Here is a 23,049-nt window from a genome sequence, read left to right on the forward strand (position 1 = left end):
GGGTCGGAAGAATCGTGGAGAACCTGATCGCGCTGCTCATCGCGGCGCCCCTGCTCGGAGCGGCCGTCCTGCTGGTCGGCGGTCGGCGCCTGGACGCCGTCGGCCACTGGATCGGCACGCTCCTGTCGACCGCCTCCTTCGTGTTCGGTCTGATCCTCTTCGCCGACCTGCTGGGCAAGAACGCCGCACACCGCACCCTGATCCAGCACTTGTTCAGCTGGGTCCCCGTGGCCGGCTTCCAGGCGGACGTCACCTTCCGCCTCGACCAGTTGTCGATGACGTTCGTGCTGCTGATCACCGGTGTCGGCTCGCTGATCCACCTGTACTCGGTCGGGTACATGGAGCACGACGAGCGGCGCCGCCGCTTCTTCGGCTACCTGAACCTGTTCCTCGCGGCGATGCTGCTGCTCGTCCTCGCCGACAACTACCTGCTGCTCTACGTCGGCTGGGAGGGTGTCGGTCTCGCCTCGTACCTGCTGATCGGCTTCTGGCAGCACAAGCCCAGCGCCGCGACGGCCGCTAAGAAGGCCTTCCTGGTCAACCGCGTCGGCGACATGGGCCTGTCGATCGCCATCATGCTGATGTTCACCACGTTCGGGACCTTCGCCTTCGGGCCGGTCCTCAGCCACGCCGGTGACGCGAGCCAGGGCAGGCTCACCGCCATCGGCCTGATGCTGCTGCTCGCCGCGTGCGGCAAATCCGCCCAGGTGCCGCTCCAGTCCTGGCTCGGGGACGCGATGGAGGGCCCGACCCCGGTCTCGGCCCTGATCCACGCCGCGACGATGGTCACCGCCGGTGTCTATCTGATCGTCCGGTCCGGGACGATCTTCAACGCCGCGCCCGACGCGCAGCTCGCCGTCACCGTGGTCGGCGCGGTCACACTCCTGTTCGGTGCGATCGTCGGTTGCGCGAAGGACGACATCAAGAAGGCGCTGGCCGGCTCGACCATGTCGCAGATCGGCTACATGGTGCTGGCGGCGGGCCTCGGCCCGATCGGCTACGTCTTCGCGATCATGCATCTGGTGACGCACGGATTCTTCAAGGCCGGCCTGTTCCTCGGTGCCGGTTCGGTCATGCACGGCATGAACGACGAGGTGGACATGCGCCGCTACGGCGGTCTGCGCAAGTACATGCCGGTCACCTTCGTCACCTTCGGCCTCGGCTACCTCGCCATCATCGGTTTCCCGGGCCTGTCCGGCTTCTTCTCCAAGGACAAGATCATCGAGGCGGCCTTCGCCAAGGGCGGTACCGAGGGCTGGATCCTCGGCGGCGCGGCCCTGCTGGGCGCGGCCATCACGGCGTTCTACATGACGCGGGTGATGCTGATGACGTTCTTCGGAGAGGAGCGTTGGAAGAACCAACCCACTCGTTCTCCGCAGGCGCCGAGCGCGGAGCCCGCGGCCGAGCACCGCGGCGAGCACGCTGAGCCCCACCCGCACGAGTCCCCCAAGGTCATGACGATCCCGATGATCGTGCTGGCCGTCGGGTCGGTCTTCGGCGGCGGTTTCTTCAGCATCGGCGACCGCTTCCTGCACTGGCTGGAGCCGGTCACCGGACACAGCGAGGGGAACTCGCCCGTCAGTGCCTGGACGGTCACCGGCGCGACCATGGTGTGCCTGGTCATCGGCGTAGGCATCGCGTACGCGCAGTACGGCCGCAAGCCCGTCCCCGCCGTCGCCCCGCGCGGGTCGCTGCTCACCCGGGCCGCCCGGCGCGACCTGCTCCAGGACGACTTCAACCATGTCGTCCTGGTACGCGGCGGCGAGCACCTCACCCGCTCCCTGGTGTACGTCGACCACACCCTGGTCGACGGTGTCGTCAACGGCACCGCGGCCGGCTTCGGAGGCCTGTCCGGACGGCTGCGCCGGCTCCAGAACGGCTTCGCACGCTCCTACGCGGTCTCGATGTTCGGCGGTGCGGCCCTCCTGGTCGCCGCGACCCTGCTGATGAGGGCGGTCTGATACCGATGTCCTTTCCTCTGCTGACAGCGACGGCGGCCCTCCCGGCCGTCGGGGCGATCGCCACGGCCGCCGTACCGGCCGCGCGGCGCACCGCCGCCAAGTGGCTGGCTCTGCTGGTCGCGCTCGCCACGCTCGCCCTGGCGATCGTCATCCTGGTCCGCTTCGACCCGGGCGGTGCCCGCTACCAGATGACCGAGTCCCACGCCTGGATCAGGGACTTCGGGGTCAGGTACGAGCTGGGCGTGGACGGTATCGGGGTGGCCCTCGTCGCGCTGACCGCGCTGCTGATGCCGTTCGTGATCCTCGCGGGCTGGCACGATGCCGACCCGCTGGAGACCGGAAGCCGCCGCTGGCGTCCCACCCAGGGCTTCTTCGCCCTGATCCTGGCCGTCGAGGCGATGGTGATCATCTCCTTCGAGGCCACCGACGTCTTCGTCTTCTACATCTTCTTCGAAGCCATGCTGATCCCGATGTACTTCCTCATCGGCGGTTTCGGGGACCGCGCCCACGAGCACGGCGAGGCGGCGGCCTCGACGCAGCGGTCGTACGCGGCGGTGAAGTTCCTGCTCTACAACCTGGTCGGCGGTCTGATCATGCTGGCCGCGGTGATCGGTCTCTACGTGGTCGCCGGGAACTTCTCCCTCCCGGAGATCGTGCAGGCCCGGGCCAACGGCTCGCTGCACATGGCGACCAGCACCGAACGCTGGCTGTTCCTGGGCTTCTTCTTCGCCTTCGCGGTGAAGGCGCCGCTGTGGCCGCTGCACACCTGGCTGCCCAACGCCATGGGGGAGGCCACCGCCCCGGTCGCCGTCCTCATCACCGCGGTCGTCGACAAGGTCGGCACCTTCGCGATGCTCCGCTTCTGTCTCCAACTGTTCCCGGAGGCGAGCAAGTGGGCGACGCCCGTCATCCTCGTACTGGCGCTGATCAGCATCATCTACGGGGCGCTGCTCGCCGTCGGCCAGCGGGACATCAAACGGCTGGTGGCGTACGCGTCGATCTCGCACTTCGGCTTCATCATCCTGGGCATCTTCGCGATGACCAGCCAGGGACAGTCCGGCGCGACCCTCTACATGGTCAACCACGGCATCTCCACCGCCGCGTTGATGCTGGTCGCGGGCTTCCTGATCTCCCGGCGCGGCTCGCGGCTCATCGCCGACTACGGCGGGGTGCAGAAGGTCGCCCCGGTGCTCGCCGGCACGTTCCTGATCGGCGGCCTGGCGACACTGTCCCTGCCGGGGCTCGCGCCGTTCGTGAGTGAGTTCCTGGTGCTGGTCGGCACCTTCACGCGGTACCCGGTGGTCGGGATCATCGCCACCCTCGGCATCGTCCTCGCCGCGCTCTACACCCTCGTCCTCTACCAGCGGACGATGACGGGCCCGGTGAAGCCGGAGGTCTCCGCGATGCCCGACCTGCGCGTGCGCGAGCTGGTGGTCGTCGCCCCGCTGATCGTGCTGTTGATCTTCCTGGGTGTGTATCCGAAGCCGGTCACGGACATCGTCAACCCGGCGGTCAAGCAGACCATGTCTGACGTACACAAGAAGGACCCCAAGCCCGAGGTGGAGGCGGCCAAGTGAGCGCAGCAGCCGTCCACAGCCTGTGGACAACAGCGGCCGACCCGATCTCGAAGATCGACGCGCCGAAGATCGAATACGCACAGCTCTCGCCGACCCTGATCGTGGTCGGTGCGGCGCTCGTCGGGGTGCTGGTCGAGGCCTTCGTGCCGCGCAGATCCCGCTACTACGCGCAGGTGTTCGTGTCCGCCGTGGCCCTCTGTGCCGCCTTCGCCGCGGTCGTCGGGCTGGCGGCCGACGGGTACGGCACGACCAAGGCGCACATCGCGGCCATGGGCGCGATCGCGGTCGACGGACCGTCCCTGTTCCTTCAGGGCACGATCCTGCTGGCCGGTCTGGTGGGCCTGTTCACCTTCGCCGAACGGCGGCTGGATCCGGAGGCGCACGGCAACCGGGTGGACTCCTTCGCGGCGCAGGCCGCGTCCGTGCCCGGCAGCGACAGCGAAAAGGCCGCGGTGAAGGCCGGGTTCACCACCACCGAGGTCTTCCCGCTGCTGCTCTTCGCGGTCGCCGGCATGCTGGTGTTCCCCTCGGCCAACGACCTGCTGACGCTGTTCGTGGCCCTGGAGGTCTTCTCCCTGCCGCTGTACCTGCTGTGCGCGTTGGCCCGCCGCAAGCGGCTGATGTCGCAGGAGGCGGCGGTCAAGTACTTCCTGCTCGGCGCGTTCGCCTCCGCGTTCACGCTGTTCGGCATCGCTCTGCTGTACGGCTACGCGGGCTCGGTGTCGTACGCGTCGATCGCCCACGTCGTCGACGGCACGGTCACCAACGTCGACCCGGCCCTGGCCAACACCATGGGCAACGACGCGCTGCTGCTGATCGGCGGCGCGATGATCGTGATGGGCCTGCTGTTCAAGGTCGGCGCGGTCCCGTTCCACATGTGGACGCCCGATGTCTACCAGGGCGCGCCGACCCCGGTGACCGGCTTCATGGCGGCGGCCACGAAGGTGGCGGCGTTCGGCGCGCTGCTCCGGCTGCTGTACGTGGTCCTGCCGGGCCTGCGCTGGGACTGGCGGCCGGTCATGTGGGCCGTCGCGATCGTCACCATGCTGGGTGGTGCGATCGTCGCCATCACACAGACCGACATCAAGCGGCTGCTGGCCTACTCGTCGATCGCGCACGCCGGATTCATCCTCGCGGGTGTCATCGCCACCTCGAAGAACGGTGTGTCCTCGGTCCTCTTCTATCTGGCCGCGTACTCCTTCGTGACGATCGGCGCCTTCGCGGTGGTCACGCTGGTACGGGACGCGGGCGGCGAGGCCACCCATCTGTCCAAGTGGGCCGGTCTCGGCCGTCGCTCGCCGCTGGTGGCGGCCGTGTTCGCGGTATTCCTGCTGGCCTTCGCGGGCATTCCGCTGACCTCCGGGTTCGCGGGGAAGTTCGCGGTGTTCAAGGCAGCGGCGGAAGGCGGGGCGGCCCCGCTGGTCGTGATCGGTGTGATCTCCTCGGCGATCGCGGCGTTCTTCTACATCCGGGTGATCGTGCTGATGTTCTTCAGTGAGCCCAGGCCGGAGGGCCCGACCGTCGCCGTTCCGTCACCGCTGACCATGGTGGCGATCGGTGTGGGCGTCGCGGTGACGCTGGTGCTCGGTGTGGCGCCGCAGTACTTCCTGGACCTTGCGAGCCAGGCGGGAGTGTTCGTGCGCTGAGAGGTGCGGCACATGCGGGAGGCCCCGGTTCCGCGTCCGCGGGAACGGGGCCTTCGCGTACCCGGACCGTCGCACATCATGTGGTACGACAAGCGGACAGCCACCTGTGGATAACTTCAGGCTCTGTCGGCGCGGGCGCCTATCGTGGACGCAGTGGTCGAGGGACGACGGGCGGGGGACAGGACGATGGGCGGGATGGACGGGATCAGCGAGATGCCAGGGGTGACGGACAGCGAGACGCTGGCCACACTGCACCGAGTCTTCGGATACGAAGCCTTCCGCGGCGAGCAGGAAGCGATCATCGAGCATGTGGTGACCGGCGGCGACGCCGTCGTCCTCATGCCCACCGGCGGCGGAAAGTCGCTGTGCTATCAGATTCCGGCCCTGGTCAGACCCGGTACGGGCGTTGTCGTCTCCCCGCTCATCGCGCTGATGCAGGACCAGGTGGACGCCCTGCGCGCGCTCGGCGTGCGCGCCGGATTCATCAACTCCACGCTGGACTTCGACGAGCGTCGCGTGGTCGAGGCGGAGTTCCTGGCCGGCGAGCTGGACCTGCTGTACCTGGCCCCCGAGCGGCTGCGCCTGGACGGCACGCTCGATCTGCTCTCCCGCGGCAAGATCTCCGTCTTCGCCATCGACGAGGCGCACTGCGTGTCCCAGTGGGGCCACGACTTCCGCCCCGACTACCTCTCCCTCTCCCTGTTGGGCGAGCGCTGGCCGGACGTCCCGCGGATCGCGCTGACCGCGACGGCCACCCGGGCGACCCATCAGGAGATCACACAGCGACTGGGCATGCCGACGGCCCGCCACTTCGTGGCGAGCTTCGACCGGCCCAACATCCAGTACCGGATCGTGCCCAAGGCCGACCCCAGGAAGCAGCTGCTCGCCTTCCTGCGGGAGGAGCACCCGGGCGACGCGGGCATCGTGTACTGCCTGTCCCGTAACTCGGTGGAGAAGACGGCCGAGTTCCTGAGCCGCAACGACATCGAGGCGGTGCCGTACCACGCGGGCCTCGACGCGGGCACCCGCGCCGCGCACCAGTCCCGGTTCCTGCGCGAGGACGGCCTGGTCGTGGTGGCGACCATCGCCTTCGGCATGGGCATCGACAAGCCGGACGTGCGCTTCGTCGCCCACCTGGACCTGCCCAAGTCGATCGAGGGCTACTACCAGGAGACGGGCCGGGCCGGCCGCGACGGGCTCCCGTCCACGGCCTGGATGGCGTACGGCCTCAACGACGTCATACAGCAGCGCAAGATGATCCAGTCCGGCGAGGGCGACGAGGCGTTCCGGCGCCGGGCCACCGCCCACCTGGACTCCATGCTCGCGCTGTGCGAGACCGCCGAGTGCCGCCGGGGCCAGCTGCTCGCCTACTTCGGGCAGGACCCCGAGCCGGTGGGCTGCGGCAACTGTGACACCTGCCTGACACCGCCGGAGACCTGGGACGGGACGGTCGCCGCGCAGAAGGTGCTGTCGACGGTGGTGCGGCTGCAGCGGGAGCGCGGGCAGAAGTTCGGCGCGGTGCAGATCGTGGACATCCTGCTCGGCAAACGCACCGGCAAGGTGATCCAGTTCGATCACGACCAGCTGTCCGTCTTCGGTATCGGCGAGGACCTGTCCGAGGGCGAATGGCGGGGCGTCATCCGGCAGCTGCTGGCCCAGGGGCTGCTCGCGGTGGAGGGGGAGTACGGCACCCTGGTGCTCACCGAGGCCAGCGGCTCGGTGCTGCGACGGGAGCGGGAGGTGCCGCTGCGCAAGGAGCCGAAGAAGCCGGTCACCTCCCGGTCGGGTTCGGCATCCGGGACGGGCCGGGGCGAGCGCAAGGCCAAGGCTGCGGTGGCCGAGCTGCCCGACGCGCTGCTCCCCGCCTTCGAGGCCCTGCGTGCCTGGCGCGCCGAGCAGGCCCGTGAGCAGGGTGTCCCGGCCTACGTCATCTTCCACGACGCCACCCTGCGGGAGATCGTCACCACATGGCCCGGGTCGGTGCGGGAGCTGGGTGCGGTCGGCGGTGTCGGCGAGAAGAAGCTGGCGACGTACGGGGAGGGCGTGCTGGAAGTGCTGGCTTCCTTGGACGCACCGGCCGAGCCGGTACCGGCGAGCGGGGGCGGCCCCGGGGACGACTGGCCGGAACCGGGCTCGGAGCCCGAACCGGACGACTGGATATGAACGACCGGGCATGAGCGCCGGACCGCCGGACCGTCGGCGGAAGTCCTCCGCCGACGGGCACCGGTGAAGCGGGCGACCGTCACACGCCTCGCGCCGCGTACGCCCTGACGTCCGCGTCCGAGTCCGACGTGGCCGTGGCGAGGGCCGCGCGGGCCTCCGCCGTGCCGTTGTGCCGGGTCAGGGCCAGAACCGCCGCCTTGCGTACGTCGGCGTTCGCATCGGCGAGGGTCTTGGCGAGGGCGGGGACGGCCGTGTCCGCGGGTGCCACGGACAGGGCGGTGGCGGCGCCGGAGCGGACCTGCCAGGCAGGGTCGGACAGGGCGGCCACGGCACGGGCGGCGAGCGGAGCCGGGCAGCCGGCGGTGGCCAGCGCACCGAGTGCGGCGCCGCGCACCAGCGGGTCGGTGTCCTCGGTGAGCCGGTCCAGGGTCGCGGCCAGCCGCTCTGACGCCTCCGCGGCCAGAGCTGCCGCGTTGACGGCGGCCAGTGCCTTGGCCACGGTGACGCGGACCTCCCGGGACGGGTCGTCCGCCGCCACCGCCAGCGGCTCCACGGCGTCGACCGAGACGAGTGCGCGCACGGCCTCGATACGGACGGGGATGTCGGGGTCGTCCAGAGCGGCGGCGAACAACCGGGTGTCGCCCAGCCGCAGGGCGCGCAGCACGTCGAGAGCGGCGGAGCGGACCACGGGGTCGGCCTCGGTGAGCGCGCCGGCGAGGGCGGCTCCCAGGGCCGGTTCCGGCGGGAGGGTCTCGACCAGCTCGCGCAGCGAGGCCGCGGCGGTCGCGCGGACGTCGGCGTCCGGGTCGGTGAGCGCACCGGCCAGTGCCTGGCCGGTGCCGGGCGGCACCGTTTCGGTGAGAACCGAGACCGCGGTCCGGCGCACCGAGGGGTCGGGGTCGGTCAAGTAGGGCTCGATGGCCTCGAGTTCCGGCTGCTCCTCGGCCAGCTCCAGCAGTTCCAGGAGCCGTGGCGAGGCGGCACCGTGCGGGGCGCGGTCCACGGACTGGGTGACGGGTGTGGAGGTGGGGCCCGTGGCCACCGGGGCCACATCACGCGACCCGGCCGTGGCCACGTTCTCGGCGTGGACCTCGCCGAGCTGCCGGGAGGGGCCGCCCACGGGCGTGAAGCCCTCCACGGGGACCAGATAGGGAGCCACGGGACGGGCCGTGAACTCCATCGCACCAGAGGGGGACTTGTGCAGATCGAGGTGGTGGAACCAGGAGGCGTCGTCACGCCGCGGATGGTCGACGCGGTCGTGATAGAGGCCCCAGCGGGACTCCGTGCGGGCCAGGGAGGCCCGGGCGGCCATTTCCGCGCAGTCGCGGATGAAGGTGACCTCGGCGCAGCGCATCAGCTCGTGGGGGGTGCGGGCGCCCATCGCGGCGATGTCCGCGTGCATCCGTTCGAAGGCCTCCAGTGCCAGCGACAGCCGGGCACCCGACTTCGGCGGGGCCACGTAGTCGTTCACGAAGCGGCGCAGCTTGTACTCGACCTGGGTCTGCGGCGGGCCGTCGGGATGGCGCAGCGGCCGGTAGATCAGCTCGTGCGCCTCGCGCAACTGGTCGGCCGGAAGCTGTCCTTCGTACGCCGAGTACTGGGAGGCGTCCGCGCCCGCCAGGTCACCGAAGACGAACGCGCCGATCATGTAGTTGTGCGGGACGCAGGCCAGGTCCCCGGCGGCGTAGAGGCGGGGGACGGTCGTGCGGGCGTGGTCGTCGACGCGGACGCCGGAGGCCGAGTGGCCGCCGCACAGCCCGATCTCGGAGATGTGCATCTCGACGTCGTGACTGCGGTAGTCGTGGCCGCGCCCGGCGTGGAAGGTACCGCGGGTGGGGCGTTCGGTGGAGTGCAGGATCGACTCCAGCGCCGAGATCGACTCCTCCGGGAGGTGGCTCAGTTTGAGGTAGACCGGCCCCCGGTCGCTGGCGACCTCCGCCGCGAACTCGGCCATCATCTGACCGGACCAGTAGTCGGAGTCGACGAAGCGTTCGCCGTGCCGGTTCACCTGGTAGCCGCCGAAGGGGTTGGCGACGTAGGCGCAGGCAGGGCCGTTGTAGTCCTTGATCAACGGGTTGATCTGGAAGCACTCGATGCCGGTCAGCTCGGCGCCCGCGTGGTAGGCCATGGCGTAGCCGTCGCCCGCGTTGGTCGGGTTCTCGTACGTGCCGTAGAGGTAGCCGGAGGCGGGCAGGCCGAGGCGGCCGCAGGCGCCGGTGGCGAGGATGACCGCGCCGGCGCGGACGGTGACGAACTGTCCGGTGCGGGTGTTGAAGCCCGCCGCCCCCACGGCCCGTCCCTCGGCCGTCAGCACGCGCACCGGCATCACCCGGTTCTCGATGCGGATCCGCTCGCGCATCTCGCGCCGCCGAAGCTGCCGGTACAGGACCTTCTTGACGTCCTTGCCCTCCGGCATCGGCAGTACGTAGGAGCCGGAGCGGTGGACCTGGCGGACCGCGTACTCGCCGTGCTCGTCCTTCTCGAACTTCACTCCGTACGACTCCAGCCGCTGCACCATGGAGAAGCCCCGGGTGGCGGTCTGGCGGACGGTGGACTGGTCGACGATGCCGTCGTTGGCGCGGGTGATCTCGGCGACGTAGTCGTCGGGTTCGGCGCGGCCGGGGATGACGGCGTTGTTGACGCCGTCCATGCCCATGGCGAGCGCGCCGGAGTGGCGCACGTGGGCCTTCTCCAGCAGCAGCACGTTCGCGCCGTGCTCGGCGGCGGTCAGCGCGGCCAGGGTGCCGGCCGTGCCGCCGCCGATGACGAGAACGTCGCAGGTCAGCTCCTCGGCGTCGGCGAGGGTGGGGATGGCGAGCGGGGTCTGCGCGGGGGCGTTCGCGGGGGTGGTCACCGGGGTGCCTTTCAGGTGCCGAGCGAGGTGAGGACGTCGCGGCGCAGGGCCACGCGGGCCGGGTCGTCGTGGGCGGCCCGCTCGCGAGGACGGGGGACGGCGCGTACGGCGGCCGGGCGGCCGGAGCCGAGCAGGGCCACCCGGTCGCCGAGGAACAGTGCCTCGTCCACGTCGTGGGTGACGAAGACGACCGTCGCACCCGTGCCGTGGAGCACCTCCACCAGCAGGTCCTGCATGCCGGCGCGGGTCTGGGCGTCGAGTGCGCCGAACGGCTCGTCCATGAGGACGGCGCGTGGACTGCCCGCCAGGGCGCGGGCCAGCTGGGCGCGCTGGCGCTGCCCGCCGGAGACACGGTGCGGCAACTGCTTCGCCTGCGCGCCCAGCTGGACGCGCTCGAGCCAGGCCTCGGCCCGGCTGCGTCGTTCGGGCCGGGGCACGCCCTGGATGGCGAGCGGGAGTTCGACGTTGGCGCGCAGTGTGCGCCAGGGCAGGAGGGAGTCCTCCTGGAAGACGAGCGCACGGTCGGCTGAGGGGCCGGACACCGGGCTGCCGTCCTGTTCCACGGTCCCGGCCAGCGGGAGCAGCAGTCCGGCGAGGGTGCGCAGCAGCGTCGACTTGCCGCAGCCGGAGGGGCCGACCACGGTGAGGATCTCGCCGGGGGTGATGTCCAGGTCGAGGTCGTGCAGGACCGGTGCGCCGGGGCGGCCGAGAGAGGCCGCGCGCAGGGAGAGCCGGGTGCCGCGTACGGCCTCCGGCGCCTTGACCGCCGTACCGGCGACGGTCTCAGACGAGGTGCTCATCGCGTGCCTCCTCGGTCTCGGTCTTCGGGGGTACGCCACCGGGAACGGGGGACTCCGGGGTACCGGGGCGGGGTGCCCGGATGCGGCCGCCGGGCACGTAGGACGTGCGCGGCAGCCAGCGCGTCAGGCGGCGGCCGAGGAGTTCCACGGCGGTGGAGGTGAGCCAGCCGAGGACGCCTATGGTCACCATGCCGACGAAGACGCCCGGGTAGTTGACGACGGTGTAGTCCTGCCAGGTGCGGTAGCCGACGCCGTACTGGCCGGAGATCATCTCGGCGGAGATCACGCAGATCCACGAGACACCGATGCCGACCGAGAGGCCGCCGAAGATGCCCGGCAGGGCGCCGGGCAGGACCACCGAGGCGAGGATCCGCCATCGGCCGCCGCCCATGGTGCGCACCGCCTCCTCCCAGACGGGGGTCAGCGCGCGGACCGAGTGCCGGGTGGAGACCAGCACGGGGAAGAAGGCCGCGGTGCAGGTGATGAAGACGATGCCCTGTTCGTTGGAGGGGAACAGCAGGATCGCCACCGGGACCAGGGCGATCGCCGGGATCGGGCGGATCACCTCGAGGACGGGTCCGAGGAGGTCCTCGGCGAGGCGCGAGCGGGCCACGAGCACGCCCGTCGCCACGCCGAGGACGGCGGCCAGGGCGAAGCCGGTCAGGATGCGGGTGAGGCTGTCGGCGAGGTCGGTCCAGTAGTCGGCGCCGGAGACCCGGTCGGCGAACGCGCGGGCCACGTTGGTGACCGTCGGAAACTGCGAGAAGCGCAGCCACAGGTCGACCTTCAGGCTGGTCAGCAGCTGCCAGAGACCGAGGGCGGCGGCCAGGGACGCCACCCGGAGCGCATACCGGGCCACCCGGTGCCGGGTCACGAGGCCCGCCCCAGCGCGTCGGTGTACGAGAGGACGCGGGCGCCGCCGTGCGCGGTCACGTACGCCTGCGCGGTCTCGGGGGCCACGAAGGGCAGCAGCTGGTCGCCGTCGGCCACCCAGACCGCCTTGTCGGCGAACCAGAGAGTGCCGGTGGTGGCGTCCGGGACATAGGCGGCCCGGACGCCGTCCCGGTGCCGGGCGACGTAGGCCAGCAGGTCCTTCGGCGACTTGAAGGCGGTCGTCGTCTCGGCGCCCTTGGCCCACACCTCGCTCGCGGCCGGTGCGGGGGCGGAGGTCAGCCGGTGGGCGTAGGAGGCGCCGAGGGCCTTCTTCACGTAGTGGTCGTCGACGAAGGCGTTCACGTCGATGTCGCCGGTCAGCTGGGCCGCCTTCAGGATCGACACGTCCTGCTTCAGCGCGGAGACGAGCTGGGGTTTGACGGCGGGGTCGAAGGTGGCGATGCCGTGGGCGCCGTTGTAGAGGTAGACGACTTCGGCGGGCAGTCCGGTGGCCTCGGCGACCTTCTCGGCGGCGGTGACGGGGTGGGCGTTCAGGTAGTCCGTGGCCTCCGCCTGGGCCTTCAGGAAGGCCTCCAGGACGGTGGGGCGCCGCTTGGCGAAGTCCTCCCGCGCGGTGACGCCGTGGAAGGTGGGGAGGTTCAGCTGGGCACCGTCGTACAGGGCCTTGGCCTTGCCCTGGTAGGCGAGCAGGCCCGGCCAGGCGACGAACTGGGACAGCGCGTCCACACTGCCCGCCGAGAGGGCCGAAGCGCCGACCGCGGGCTGCTGGTTGAGCTTGGAGATTCCCTTGTTCGGGTCGATGCCGGCGCGCTGCAGGGCGCGTACCAGAGTGCCGTCGGCGGCGGAGCCGATGCTGGTGGAGACCTTCTTGCCCTTCAGGTCCCGCAGGGTGGTGAGTTTGGAGTCGGGGGAGGTGACGACGGTGTTGAGACCGCCGCGCAGGTTGTAGCCGGTGACCGAGACGAGGTGGGTGGGGCGGCCGAGCTGCTTGCCGCGTGCCGCGTTGAGGAGCAGCGGGAAGTCGCCCATCGAGCCGATGTCGATCTTCCCGGCGGTCATCTGGGCGGTGATCGGGGCGCCGGTGGCGTAGTCCTGCCAGTCGACCTTGTAGGTGTGCCCGTCGTGGAGGGAGTTGAGTTCCTTCTCGAAGTAACCGAGGGAGCGCAGAAGGGTCCCGGCCGTGACGGTGTTGATGGTCTTGGACTGGTAGCCGACGGTCACGGTGACCGTGGAGCCGCTGCCCGCCTCGGCGCTGCCCCCGCAGGCGGACAACGGAAGGAGGAGAGCGGCGGTGGACAGGGCGACTGCCGTGCGTTTCATGGTGGTTCGGCCTCTCACCGGAGCGGGTCGAAGGAGTCAGCGGAGCAGGTAGGGCATGTTGACCGTGACGGCTCCGGTGGGGCAGCGGGCCGCGCACGGGCCGCAGTACCAGCACTCGTCGACGTGCATGTACGCCTTGCCGTTGCTCTCGTCGATGGCGAGGGAGTCCAGCGGGCACATGTCCACACAGAGCGTGCAGCCGTCGATGCACTTCGACTCGTCGATGGTCACGGGCACGTCGGTCCGCTGGGGCGCCAGAGGCATGGCTGTCTCCAGGAAGGTCGGGCTGGGAGAGAGGGGAGAGGTGTGCGGGGCGGAGCGGGTCGGAGGGATCAGAGGGAGCGGTGCAGCAGGCCGCTCATGGTGATGCGGTCGCCGCGGAAGCGGATGAACTCCAGATCGACCGGGCGGCCGTCGGCGAGATGGGTGAGACGTTCCAGCATCAGGACGGCGGCCCCGCGGGGGGCCTGGAGCACGGCGGCGGAGTGGGCGTCCGCGTTCACCGCCTCCAGGGTGATCTCGGCGTGGCCGAGGCGCTGGCCGGTGATGCCCTCCAGGAGCCCGAAGACATCGGTGTTCTCCAGATCGGCGCCGAGCAGGGCGGTGCCGATGTCGAGCGGGATGTAGGTGAGGTCCAGGGAGAGGGGGAGGCCGTTCAGACGCCGCAGGCGTTCGATGTAGAGGACGTCGGTGCCGGCCGGCACGCCGAGGCGTTCGGAGACCGGGGCGGGTGCGGGTGCGGGGCCCATGGTGCGGACCTCGTTGGTGACGCGGCCGTGTTCGCGCAGGGTTTCCGCGAGGCCCATCAGGCGGTCGAGCCCGTGCGGGTATTTCTGGGCGACGACCACGGTGCCCACGCCGGGCAGCCGGTCCACGAGGCCCTCCGCGCGCAGCAGGTCCAGCGCCTGGCGGACGGTGTTGCGGGAGGCGCGGTAGTCGGTGGCGAGCGTGGACTCGTGCGGGAGCGTGCCGCCGGGGAAGGCGCCGGTGAGGATCTGCCGGCGCAGGAGATCGGCGAGCTGCCTGGCCTGGTCCGCACGCAGCCGACGACGCGCTCGGTGGGCGGCGACGGTGGTCGCTGCGCCCTGACCGGCGTGGTCTCGGATGCGGTCGGTGGATGGCATGTTTTGAACCATACCGATGTGGTGGGGAAAGCTGTGTTGCGGGAGTGTTGCGCCACCACCGATTCCGCCGGTTTCTCGGCTGAGCTGGGGTTTTCTGGAGGAGTGCGAAAGATCTGCCACCATCGGGGCGCTCCGGGACGGTGGCTTGATCTGGTCGGACAAGGGTGCGGGCCCGTTGCGCGGGGCCGGATCAGGCCAGGGCCGTCAGCCCCGGCGCGAACGTGATCAGCAGCGGAAGCAGCGGGATCAGCGCGGCCACCGTCGTCGTCAGGGCACGCTGTCGGCGCAGCAGTCTCGGCGGGGGTTCCAGGAGACGGTCCACGCGTTCGCCCAGGAGCCGGTGGCTGGAGGCGCAGGACAGGACGCCGCGGTGCTGGTTGAGTTCGATCAGGGCCAGGGCCGTGGTCAGGTGGCCGCAGCGGCGGGACGCGGTGTCGTCGGCGGCCAGTTCGACCAGCCGGTGGGTCTGGTCGCAGAAGTGGGCGAAGAGAGGAACCCGCGGGAAGCCGGTGGCCAGGGCGCTGGAAAGGTGCAGCAGCCAGTCGTGGTGGGCGCGGGCGTGGCCGCGCTCGTGGGTGAGGACGGCGTCCAGCTGGTGGTCGGTGAGGCGGTGCAGGGCGCCCGTGGTGACGACCAGCTGGGGCGGGTGGCCGGGCATCCACCAGGCGTCCGGGTACTCGTCCTCCAGCACCAGCATGGGCCCGCGTGTCGTCGGCAGCCCGGCCGGCAGGTCGGGGGCGCGCTCGCGCAGGTGGGCCCTGGTCCGGCCGCGGCGTCGGCGGGCCTCGGCCAGCTCGCGGGCGAGCATCGCCGTCGTCCAGGCGGCTCCGCAGGCCAGCAGCACGGTGAGCGCGGTGGCCCAGACCGGGGCGACGGAGAGGTCGTACGCGGCGGTGACGGAGGGCGGCGCCGGCGCGAACACCCGGTCGCGGACCGTGTGGAAGACGGCCGCGGCGCCAAGGACCAGCGCGGTCAGACAGCACAGCAGGACCGTGGCGACGAGGCACTGCCACGCCCAGAGGGCGACCACGGGTTCCCGTTCGGGCCAGCCGGCCCGGGTCAGCGCGCGCGGTGCCGGTACGGCGGCCGTGAGGGCGACGACGCACAGCAGGAGCAGGCAGACGGTCATGCCGGGGGCTCCGTTTCCTGGTCGGAGACGGGGTGGTGGTGACAGGTGTGGTGCGGCTTCGGCCAGTATGACGCCGACGGGCGGCGGGAGTCAGCGGTCCAACGGGAACCGGGTTCCCGCAGACGCGCCAGGCAGTGCACTCACTCCCGCGCTCACGCCTGTGCTCACCGCCCCGGCACCGCGGTGAGCACAGGAGACCGCCCGGGCGGACCTGTGTCAGGCGCTCGCCGCGACCCGCCCGGTGACCTCCCCCAGGCCCACCCGGACTCCGCCCTCCCCAGGAGCCCACGCGGAGAACGTCACGACGTCACCGTCCTCCAGGAAGGTGCGCTTGCCGTCGGGGAGATCGAGCGGGTCCCGGCCGTTCCAGGTCAGCTCGAGCAGCGAGCCGCGCTCACGCTCGGTCGGGCCGCTCACCGTTCCCGAGCCGTAGAGGTCACCGGTGCGCAGCGAGGCGCCGTTCACGGTCATCTGGGCGAGCTGCTGCGCGGCGGTCCAGTACATGGTGGAGAACGGCGGCTCCGCCACCACATGACCGTTGATGGCGACGGAGATCCGCAGGTCGTAGCCGCCCGGCTCGATGTCGGGCGCGGAGTCGTCCAGGTACGGCAGCAGCGGGTGGGTCCGCCGAGGCGGTGCCACCCGCGCCGCCTCCAGTGCCTCCAGCGGAGTGATCCAGGCCGCCACCGACGTGGCGAAGGACTTGCCGAGGAAGGGGCCGAGGGGGACGTACTCCCAGGCCTGGATGTCCCGCGCCGACCAGTCGTTGAGCAGGCACAGCCCGAAGACGTGCTCGCGGAAGTCGCGCAGCGGCACCGGCCTGCCCAGCTCGGTCGGCACGCCGACCACGAAGCCGACCTCGGCCTCGATGTCCAGCCGGGCCGACGGACCGAACACCGGTACCGGGTCGCCCGGACCCTTCCGCTGCCCGGACGGGCGCAGGACCCGCGTCCCCGAGACCACCACCGTGCCCGAGCGCCCGTGATAGCCGATCGGCAGGTGCTTCCAGTTGGGGGTCAGCGAGTCCTCCGCGTCCGGGCGGAAGATCCGGCCCACGTTCCGGGCGTGGTTCTCGGAGGCGTAGAAGTCGACGTAGTCGGCGACCTCGAAGGGCAGGTGCAGGGTCACCTCGGACAGCGGGTGGAAGAGCGGTTCGAGCGTGGCGCGGTGCGCGGGCACCGTCACCCACGCCGTCAGCGCGCGGCGCACGTCCGACCAGGCCGTGCGCCCGGCGGCCAGCAGCGCGTTGAGGGTGGGCTGCGCGAGCAGGGGGGCGTACGGCGAGCCGAGTGCGACCGCTGCCGCGCCCGCGTCGAGCACGTGGTCACCGAGCCGGACGCCGACCCTTCGCTCCTGGCTGCCGGAGGGGGAGAACACGCCATAGGGAAGGTTGTGCGCGCCGAAGGGGTCGCCCTCGGGGACGTCGAAGGGGGGCATGGGGTGCTGCCTCACTCTCATCCGTGCCGTGCCTGGCCACCTGTGCCGTGCGCGGCCGTCCGTTCCATGTGGTCGAGCCACACGTTACGGGTGTGGCGGGCCAGACGTTACGGGTGTGCTGAGTGTCCTGGTCAGTGTCTAAAGAGCTAGCAATGTCCGAATAGGCCTTGTCGGAAGGGCTAATTCCGGCTTAGCGTCCTTTGGGGGACGCGGACGGGGTGGGTCCGGTCCGTAGGGGGGACACGTGGGGGGACCCGTGGCCAGCAATGCCGTGCCTTTCCGGGCGGACCGGGACGTACCCGGTCTGATCGTCAAATTCGGTGACTACCCACTGCATCACGGCGGTGTCGGCGCGATCCGCAGCCTGGGCCGCCTGGGCGTTCCCATGTACGCCATCACCGAGGACCGCTACACACCGTCGGCCTCCTCCCGTTACCTCAAACGGGCGTTCGTCTGGCCCACGACCGGGGCGGAGGAGCCCGCCCACCTGGTCGAGGGCCTGCTGCGGATCGGCCGCCGGATCGGACGCCCGACTGTCCTGATCCCGACGGACGAAGAGGCCGCCGTCCTGATCGCCGAGCACCAGGAGGCACTCGCCGGCCGCTTCCTCTTCCCTCGTGTCGAACCAGGCCTGCCGCGCCGGCTGGCCAGCAAACAGGGGCTGCACGAACTGTGCGTGGAACACGGCATCCCCAGTCCCACGGCCGCCTTCCCGCAGTCCTACGACGACGTCGTCACGTTCGCCGAGAAGGCCCGCTTCCCGGTGGTGGCCAAGAACCGCGAGGCGTTCGTACGGCGCACCAGGCCCGCCGTGAACGGCACCACGAGGATCACCACCCCCGAACACCTGCTCGTCCTCGCCCGCGACTGGGGCGACGAACCCGGAGTGATCCTGCAGGAGTACCTGCCGAGGGAGGAGGCCGAGGACTGGATCGTGCACGCCTGCTTCGACCAGGACTCGGTCCCGCTCGCGATGTTCACGGGCGTCAAGGTCCGCTCCTGGCCTCCGCACGCGGGCATGACCGCCAACGCGTACGTGGTCGACAACCCGGAACTCGCCGACCTCGCCGCACGTTTCATCAAACAGATCGGCTTCACCGGAATCATCGACCTCGACCTGCGCTTCGACCGGCGCGACGGACAGTACAAGCTCCTCGACTTCAACCCCCGCATGGGCGCGCAGTTCCGCCTCTTCGAGAACGAGTCGGGGGTGGACGTCGTCCGCGCCATGCACCTCGAGCTGACCGGCCGCCCCGTTCCGGAGGGGGAACAGCGCGCCGGCCGACGGTACATCGTGGAGAACATCGACCTGCCCGCCCTTCTCGCCTACCGCCGCAGCGGCTACACGACGCCGCACGCCCCGGCGAAGGCGAGCGGGACGGAGCTGGCCTGGCTCGCGGGTGACGACCCGCTGCCGTTCCTCACGATGCTCGCCCGCTTCGTGCGACCGGGCGCGAAGCACCTCTATCAGCTGTGGCGGACCAACCGCCGCGGCGGCACCACCAGCACCACCACGAAGTAGGCAAGGCCACGAGATGTGGCGCACCGCGTCCTGGGGAGGGACTTCGTGATTCAACCGGTTGCAGTCATCGGGGCCGGGCCGTTCGGCCTGTCCACCGCCGCCCATCTACGGGGACGCGGCATCCCCGTCCGCGTCTTCGGTGATCCCATGGTCAGCTGGCGCGACCACATGCCCGCCGGCATGCTCCTGAAGTCGACCCCGGCCGCCTCCAGCATCGACTGCCCCCAGCACGGCCACACCCTCGCCGACTACTGCGACGCGGCCGGCATCCGCCGGCTGGTCACCGACGAGGACATCATCCCGGTGGAGACCTTCATCGGTTACGGCGAGTGGTTCCAGCAGCGGTTGCTGCCCGACCTGGAGCGGGTGCGGGTGGTCTCGGTCGACCGCCACCGGAACGGAGGCTTCGAACTCAAGCTGGACTCCGGGGAGTTGTTCACCGCCCGCGCGGTCGTGGTCGCCAGCGGCCTGTCCGGCCTGGCCCATCTGCCGGCCGAGCTGGCCGCCGCCGCGGCGGACGGCCCCACGCCCACCGGCCCGGTCTCGCACAGCTCCCAGCACCACGACCTGACCCGATTCGCCGGCCAGGAACTGATCGTCGTCGGCGCCGGACAGTCCGCACTGGAGACGGCGGCCCTGGCGGCGGAGGCCGGCGCACAGGTCCGGCTCGTCTCGCGAGGCCGCGGCCGGGTCGCCTTCGGAGCCCCGCCCTGGCGGCAGCCCAGACTGCGCCCCGAATCCCCGTTCGGCCGCGCCTGGTCCCTGTGGGCCCTGAGCTACTACCCCCATCCCTACCGCTACCTCCCGGCCGAGGCCCGCCACTACCTGGTCCGCCGGGTCCTCGGCCCACTCGGCGCCTGGTGGCTGCGCGACCGCTTCGAGGGCAAGGTCCAGGTCCAGGAGGTGGAGCGGGTGGCGGGCGCGGACGCCCCCGACGGCAGCCCCGTCCTCACCGTCCGCACCCACGGCGGCCGCAGCCAGCAGCTCGCCGCCGACCACGTCATCGCCGCCACCGGCTACCGCGTGAACATCGCGGCCATGGACTTCCTCGGCCCCGAACTGCGCACCCGGCTGGCGGTCAGCCGCGGCACCCCGAAGCTCGGTGCCGGATACGTGTCCTCCGTCCCCGGCCTGTACTTCACCGGCCTCCCGGCGGCGGCCTCCTACGGCCCCGTGATGCGCTTCGTCTGCGGCACGGAGTTCGCCTCCCCGCGCCTGGCGAAGCACCTCGCGGCGGCCCACGGCTGAGGATTCCTGAGGCAGGCCCAGGCCTCCTCGGCCGTGCGACGGGCATGCGGGCGACCGAAGAGCTTCGCGACGCGGCCGCCCGCATGCTCCGTCCCTCGGCCGGCCGAGCGGATCACGCGCTCGCCGACCGTTCCGAAGGAACCCGCGAGCACCGCCTGGGGCCGAACAGCGGGGAGGAGCACCGGAGATCGGGATGAGTCGGCGGGGCGCCGTGTCCGTATTCTCTGATCATGGCCGCTCCCCCCGCTCGTTCACTTCCGCCCGCCTATTCACTGATCGCCACCGACCTGGACGGATCGCTCCTGCGCGGCGACGACACGGTCTCCGACCGGTCGCTGGCCGCGCTCGCCCTGGTGGCGCGGGCCGGCGCCCAGCACCTGGTGGTGACCGGCCGTCCGGCGCCCCGGGTACGGCCGCTGCTCGACGACCTCGGCTGCACGGGGCTCGCGGTGTGCGGACAGGGCGCGCAGGTGTACGACGCCGGCGCGGACCGCCTGCTGTGGTCGGTCACCCTGGACCGGGAGCTGGCCGAGACCGCGATCGGCAAGATCGAGGGCGAGGTGGGGCAGGTCTACGCGGCCGTCGACCAGGACGGGGTGCACGGGCTCACGCTGATCGAACCCGGATATCTGATGCCCCACCCGACCCTGCCCGCCGTACGGGTCGACCGGCGCGACGACCTGTGGTGCGAGCCGATCAGCAAGGTGCTGCTGCGCCACCACACGCTCTCCGACGACGAGTTGGCGGCGACGGCGCGCGCGGTGGTGGGCTCGCTGGCGACGGTCACCATGTCCGGCCCGGGAACCGTGGAGCTGCAGCCGTGCGGCATCACCAAGGCGACCGGACTGGCGCTGGCCGCCCGGCACCTGGGGCTGAGCGCACGGCAGGCGCTGGCTTTCGGGGACATGCCCAACGACATCCCGATGTTCGACTGGGCCGCCCGGGGGGTGGCGATGGCCAACGCCCATCCCGAACTACGGGCGGTGGCCGACGAGATCACCTTGTCGAACGAGGACGACGGCATCGCCGTCGTCCTCGAAAGACTGTTTGCTACCGACTGACCGGTACCTCAGTAGGCGCCGTGCACGTTGTCGATCGAGCCGTACACCTTGGCCGCGTAGTTGCAGGCGGCGGTGATGTTGGCGACCGGGTCGTAGGGGTTGAACGCCGTGCCGGCCACGTGGTAGGCGGCGAAGGTCGGGTCGATGACCTGGAGCAGGCCCTTGGACGGGGTGCCCTTGGCGGCGTTGGAGTCCCAGAGGTTGATCGCGTAGGGGTTGCCCGAGGACTCCCGCATGACGTTGCGGTAGATGCCGTTGTACGTGCCCGGGATGCCCTTCTGTCGCATGATCGCGAGCGACTCGCGGATCCAGCCGTTGAGGTTGTTGGGGTAGCCGGCGAGGGTGGTGGACGCCTTCGTGGCCGTGGTGGGGGCCGCGGAGGCGGCGGTCGCGCCGATCAGGGGCAGGGCGAGTACGGCGGCGCCGGTGCCGGCGACGGCGAGGGCGCGGACGAACCGGGAGGTGCGGGTGCGGCGGGGCTGAGCGGCAGCAGACATGGCGGTTTTCCTCTCCGTCGCCTGCGAGGTGAGCTGTCGGGTTCGGGCGGGGAGGTGCCCGGCCGCGCCGCCGCTGGCAGCACGTCTTCACCCCAAGCCGTTCCGGTACGACATGTGCCGTCCGGTCCGGCGACTTACCTGGGTCCCCCGCTCCTGCCGTACGAATGAGTTCGTCGATGGGTGGTGCCGGGCGGCGGCAGGATTCGGCGATCCCGCCCGACAGGCCGGGAAGCTATGCGAGAGCACATGTCCGGAACAAGTACCGGATTCACCCAACGCCCTATTTGACCTTGGTCTGAGTCGTATGGGGTACTTGATCCTTTGCGGTTGCCAAGGGTCAACTCGCTGACGTGGCAAGGCGGGAAGGGGAGAGGGGGTGGTCAGGTGGGGTGCGGGGGTGCGTGACCCAACTCACGGAATAGCAAAGTACGCCAAAATAGACATGGGGGATTTATGGAATTCGAGGTAGAACGCTTTCCGTGACCATGGTCATGCCACTATGGGGGCGCCGTGGGGCCGCGCCGCCGGGCCGATGTCCGACACGGCTCGCTTCCCGGTTCGAGACAAGGTGCATATCATCCCGTTAAGTCGATAAATGTCCGTTCTTATCACCCGATCGAAAATATGCCGGTCGCGATCCGATACCGCCTGGGCTGGACGGGCGGGCGCTATCGGTGATCGAAACCTGACCGGATACGCTGACTTGAGTGATGGCAGCGACCTATCGACAAACCGTGTAAGCGCCAGCAGACACCAGCAGACAGGAGACCCCTCGTGACCGTCGTCGGGCCGTTCGGGCTGAGCGTGCGGGACCAGGCTCTGGAAGCCGATGTCCAGGCCGGATTGGCGGCTGTCGAGGAAGGCTTGCTCGAGGCCACCAAGAGCGAGGTCCCGTTCATCACGGAGGCCGCGCAGCACCTCGTGCGGGCCGGCGGGAAGCGGTTCCGGCCGCTGCTCGTGATGCTCGCGGCGCAGTTCGGCGACCCGTACGCGCCCGGGGTCGTCCCGTCGGCCGTCGTCGTGGAGCTGACCCACCTCGCCACGCTGTACCACGACGACGTGATGGACGAGGCGTCCGTGCGCCGGGGAGTGGACAGCGCGAACACCCGCTGGGGCAACTCGGTCGCGGTCCTCACCGGAGACTTCCTTTTCGCGCGCGCCTCGCAGATCCTCGCCGACCTCGGGCCCGAGGCCGTGCGGGTGCAGGCCCTCGCGTTCGAGAGGCTGGTCACCGGGCAGATCCTGGAGACCGCGGGCCCCTCGGACGGCCGGGATCCGGTCGATCACTACCTGGACGTGCTGGGCGGCAAGACGGGGTCGCTGGTGGCGGTGTCGTGCCGCTTCGGCGCGATGATGTCCGGGGCCGAGGAGACGGTCGTCGACGTGCTCACGCAGTACGGCGAGCGACTCGGCGTCGCCTTCCAGCTGGCGGACGACGTGCTGGACATCGCCTCCGACTCCCACGAGTCCGGCAAGACCCCCGGTACGGACCTGCGCGAGGGCGTTCCCACCCTTCCCGTGCTGCGGCTGCGCGAGCGGGCGGCGCGGCTGGGGTTGCCCGAGGACATCGCCCTGTGCGAACTGCTCGACTCGGACCTCACCGACGACGCCCGCCACGCCGAGGCCCTCACCGCCCTGCGCGCCCACCCCGCCCTGGAACAGGCCCGCCGGGACACGATCCGCTACGCCGAGGAGGCCCGCTCCGCGCTGGCCCCGCTGCGGGAGTGCGACGCGAAGACGGCGCTGGTCGAACTGTGCGACGCGGTGGTGCACCGCGCGGGCTAGGCCCGTGGTGCGAGACCTCCGCGCGCCGGAC

Annotated in this window: 17 protein-coding genes and 1 riboswitch; of the genes, 8 read left to right on the forward strand and 9 right to left on the reverse strand. The window is 70.8% G+C overall.

Going from position 1 to position 23,049, the window contains the following annotated elements:
- The first annotated feature begins 14 nt into the window (after positions 1–14).
- The 4 genes from nuoL (at position 15) to recQ (ending at position 7,347) form a co-directional block, all read left to right on the forward strand.
- Positions 15–1,961: an NADH-quinone oxidoreductase subunit L gene (nuoL, locus tag ACFYMM_RS35870; RefSeq protein WP_388394701.1), complete on the forward strand. Its 1,947-nt coding sequence runs from the start codon at positions 15–17 to the stop codon at positions 1,959–1,961.
- 5 nt (positions 1,962–1,966) lie between these two features.
- Entirely contained in the window at positions 1,967–3,538 is a 1,572-nt protein-coding gene (locus ACFYMM_RS35875) for an NADH-quinone oxidoreductase subunit M (protein WP_388394704.1), read from the forward strand.
- A complete protein-coding gene (gene nuoN / locus ACFYMM_RS35880; RefSeq protein WP_388394707.1) occupies positions 3,535–5,184 on the forward strand; it encodes an NADH-quinone oxidoreductase subunit NuoN in 1,650 nt (549 codons plus the stop codon). The genes ACFYMM_RS35875 and nuoN overlap by 4 nt, the downstream gene beginning before the upstream one ends.
- A gap of 186 nt (positions 5,185–5,370) precedes the next feature.
- Entirely contained in the window at positions 5,371–7,347 is a 1,977-nt protein-coding gene (gene recQ / locus ACFYMM_RS35885) for a DNA helicase RecQ (RefSeq protein ID WP_388394762.1), read from the forward strand.
- Between the two features lie 79 nt (positions 7,348–7,426).
- On the opposite strand, the gene ACFYMM_RS35890 is transcribed toward recQ, so the two are convergent.
- The 8 genes from ACFYMM_RS35890 to fahA all read right to left on the reverse strand — a co-directional run bounded on the left by ACFYMM_RS35890 (position 7,427) and on the right by fahA (position 16,905).
- Positions 7,427–10,201: a fumarate reductase/succinate dehydrogenase flavoprotein subunit gene (locus tag ACFYMM_RS35890; RefSeq protein WP_388394710.1), complete on the reverse strand. Its 2,775-nt coding sequence runs from the start codon at positions 10,199–10,201 to the stop codon at positions 7,427–7,429.
- Positions 10,202–10,212: 11 nt separating this feature from the next.
- Positions 10,213–11,001 carry an ABC transporter ATP-binding protein gene (locus ACFYMM_RS35895; RefSeq protein ID WP_388394712.1) on the reverse strand — a complete coding sequence of 263 codons (789 nt, stop codon included), beginning with the start codon at positions 10,999–11,001 and terminating at the stop codon, positions 10,213–10,215.
- Entirely contained in the window at positions 10,985–11,875 is an 891-nt protein-coding gene (locus ACFYMM_RS35900; RefSeq protein ID WP_388394715.1) for an ABC transporter permease, read from the reverse strand. Before ACFYMM_RS35900 ends, ACFYMM_RS35895 begins: the two co-directional genes overlap by 17 nt.
- Positions 11,872–13,215, reverse strand: coding sequence for an ABC transporter substrate-binding protein (locus tag ACFYMM_RS35905; protein ID WP_388394718.1), 1,344 nt, complete (start codon positions 13,213–13,215; stop codon positions 11,872–11,874). Before ACFYMM_RS35905 ends, ACFYMM_RS35900 begins: the two co-directional genes overlap by 4 nt.
- Before the next feature lie 36 nt (positions 13,216–13,251).
- On the reverse strand, positions 13,252–13,479 hold the full coding sequence (locus ACFYMM_RS35910; protein ID WP_352354375.1) for a ferredoxin family protein: 228 nt from the start codon (positions 13,477–13,479) through the stop codon (positions 13,252–13,254).
- Positions 13,480–13,547: 68 nt separating this feature from the next.
- Positions 13,548–14,339, reverse strand: a complete 792-nt coding sequence (locus ACFYMM_RS35915; protein WP_388394721.1) for a GntR family transcriptional regulator — start codon at positions 14,337–14,339, stop codon at positions 13,548–13,550.
- Positions 14,340–14,529: 190 nt separating this feature from the next.
- Positions 14,530–15,468 (reverse strand): M56 family metallopeptidase, encoded by a 939-nt coding sequence (locus tag ACFYMM_RS35920; protein WP_388394723.1) that lies wholly within the window; start codon positions 15,466–15,468, stop codon positions 14,530–14,532.
- Positions 15,469–15,684: 216 nt separating this feature from the next.
- Positions 15,685–16,905: a fumarylacetoacetase gene (gene fahA, locus ACFYMM_RS35925; protein ID WP_388394726.1), complete on the reverse strand. Its 1,221-nt coding sequence runs from the start codon at positions 16,903–16,905 to the stop codon at positions 15,685–15,687.
- Between the two features lie 271 nt (positions 16,906–17,176).
- Here fahA and ACFYMM_RS35930 point away from each other — a divergent pair, with 271 nt between their 5' ends.
- The 3 genes from ACFYMM_RS35930 (at position 17,177) to ACFYMM_RS35940 (ending at position 20,736) form a co-directional block, all read left to right on the forward strand.
- Positions 17,177–18,427: an ATP-grasp domain-containing protein gene (locus ACFYMM_RS35930; RefSeq protein ID WP_388394765.1), complete on the forward strand. Its 1,251-nt coding sequence runs from the start codon at positions 17,177–17,179 to the stop codon at positions 18,425–18,427.
- A 45-nt stretch (positions 18,428–18,472) separates the two neighbouring features.
- Positions 18,473–19,675: an FAD-dependent oxidoreductase gene (locus ACFYMM_RS35935; RefSeq protein WP_388394728.1), complete on the forward strand. Its 1,203-nt coding sequence runs from the start codon at positions 18,473–18,475 to the stop codon at positions 19,673–19,675.
- A gap of 230 nt (positions 19,676–19,905) precedes the next feature.
- Positions 19,906–20,736, forward strand: coding sequence for an HAD family hydrolase (locus ACFYMM_RS35940; protein WP_388394730.1), 831 nt, complete (start codon positions 19,906–19,908; stop codon positions 20,734–20,736).
- An 8-nt stretch (positions 20,737–20,744) separates the two neighbouring features.
- On the opposite strand, the gene ACFYMM_RS35945 is transcribed toward ACFYMM_RS35940, so the two are convergent.
- On the reverse strand, positions 20,745–21,233 hold the full coding sequence (locus ACFYMM_RS35945) for a transglycosylase SLT domain-containing protein (RefSeq protein ID WP_388394733.1): 489 nt from the start codon (positions 21,231–21,233) through the stop codon (positions 20,745–20,747).
- Between the two features lie 5 nt (positions 21,234–21,238).
- Positions 21,239–21,419, reverse strand: a riboswitch (cyclic di-AMP (ydaO/yuaA leader).
- Between the two features lie 588 nt (positions 21,420–22,007).
- Here ACFYMM_RS35945 and ACFYMM_RS35950 point away from each other — a divergent pair.
- Complete coding sequence (locus ACFYMM_RS35950) at positions 22,008–23,018, forward strand: polyprenyl synthetase family protein (protein WP_388394736.1); 1,011 nt, start codon at positions 22,008–22,010, stop codon at positions 23,016–23,018.
- The last annotated feature ends 31 nt before the right edge of the window (positions 23,019–23,049 follow it).

The organism is Streptomyces sp. NPDC006739, assembly GCF_042869815.1.
In the GTDB taxonomy this organism is placed as follows: Bacteria; Actinomycetota; Actinomycetes; order Streptomycetales; family Streptomycetaceae; genus Streptomyces.

What these genes read in the sequence shown, in the direction of transcription:
- fahA (WP_388394726.1), bottom strand. Translation starts at nt 16,905, where the DNA reads ATGCCCCCCTTCGACGTCCCCGAGGGCGACCCCTTCGGCGCGCACAAC.
- ACFYMM_RS35875 (WP_388394704.1), top strand. Translation starts at nt 1,967, where the DNA reads ATGTCCTTTCCTCTGCTGACAGCGACGGCGGCCCTCCCGGCCGTCGGG.
- ACFYMM_RS35905 (WP_388394718.1), bottom strand. Translation starts at nt 13,215, where the DNA reads ATGAAACGCACGGCAGTCGCCCTGTCCACCGCCGCTCTCCTCCTTCCG.
- ACFYMM_RS35920 (WP_388394723.1), bottom strand. Translation starts at nt 15,468, where the DNA reads ATGACCGTCTGCCTGCTCCTGCTGTGCGTCGTCGCCCTCACGGCCGCC.
- ACFYMM_RS35945 (WP_388394733.1), bottom strand. Translation starts at nt 21,233, where the DNA reads ATGTCTGCTGCCGCTCAGCCCCGCCGCACCCGCACCTCCCGGTTCGTC.
- ACFYMM_RS35940 (WP_388394730.1), top strand. Translation starts at nt 19,906, where the DNA reads ATGGCCGCTCCCCCCGCTCGTTCACTTCCGCCCGCCTATTCACTGATC.
- recQ (WP_388394762.1), top strand. Translation starts at nt 5,371, where the DNA reads ATGGGCGGGATGGACGGGATCAGCGAGATGCCAGGGGTGACGGACAGC.
- ACFYMM_RS35915 (WP_388394721.1), bottom strand. Translation starts at nt 14,339, where the DNA reads ATGCCATCCACCGACCGCATCCGAGACCACGCCGGTCAGGGCGCAGCG.
- ACFYMM_RS35910 (WP_352354375.1), bottom strand. Translation starts at nt 13,479, where the DNA reads ATGCCTCTGGCGCCCCAGCGGACCGACGTGCCCGTGACCATCGACGAG.
- ACFYMM_RS35895 (WP_388394712.1), bottom strand. Translation starts at nt 11,001, where the DNA reads ATGAGCACCTCGTCTGAGACCGTCGCCGGTACGGCGGTCAAGGCGCCG.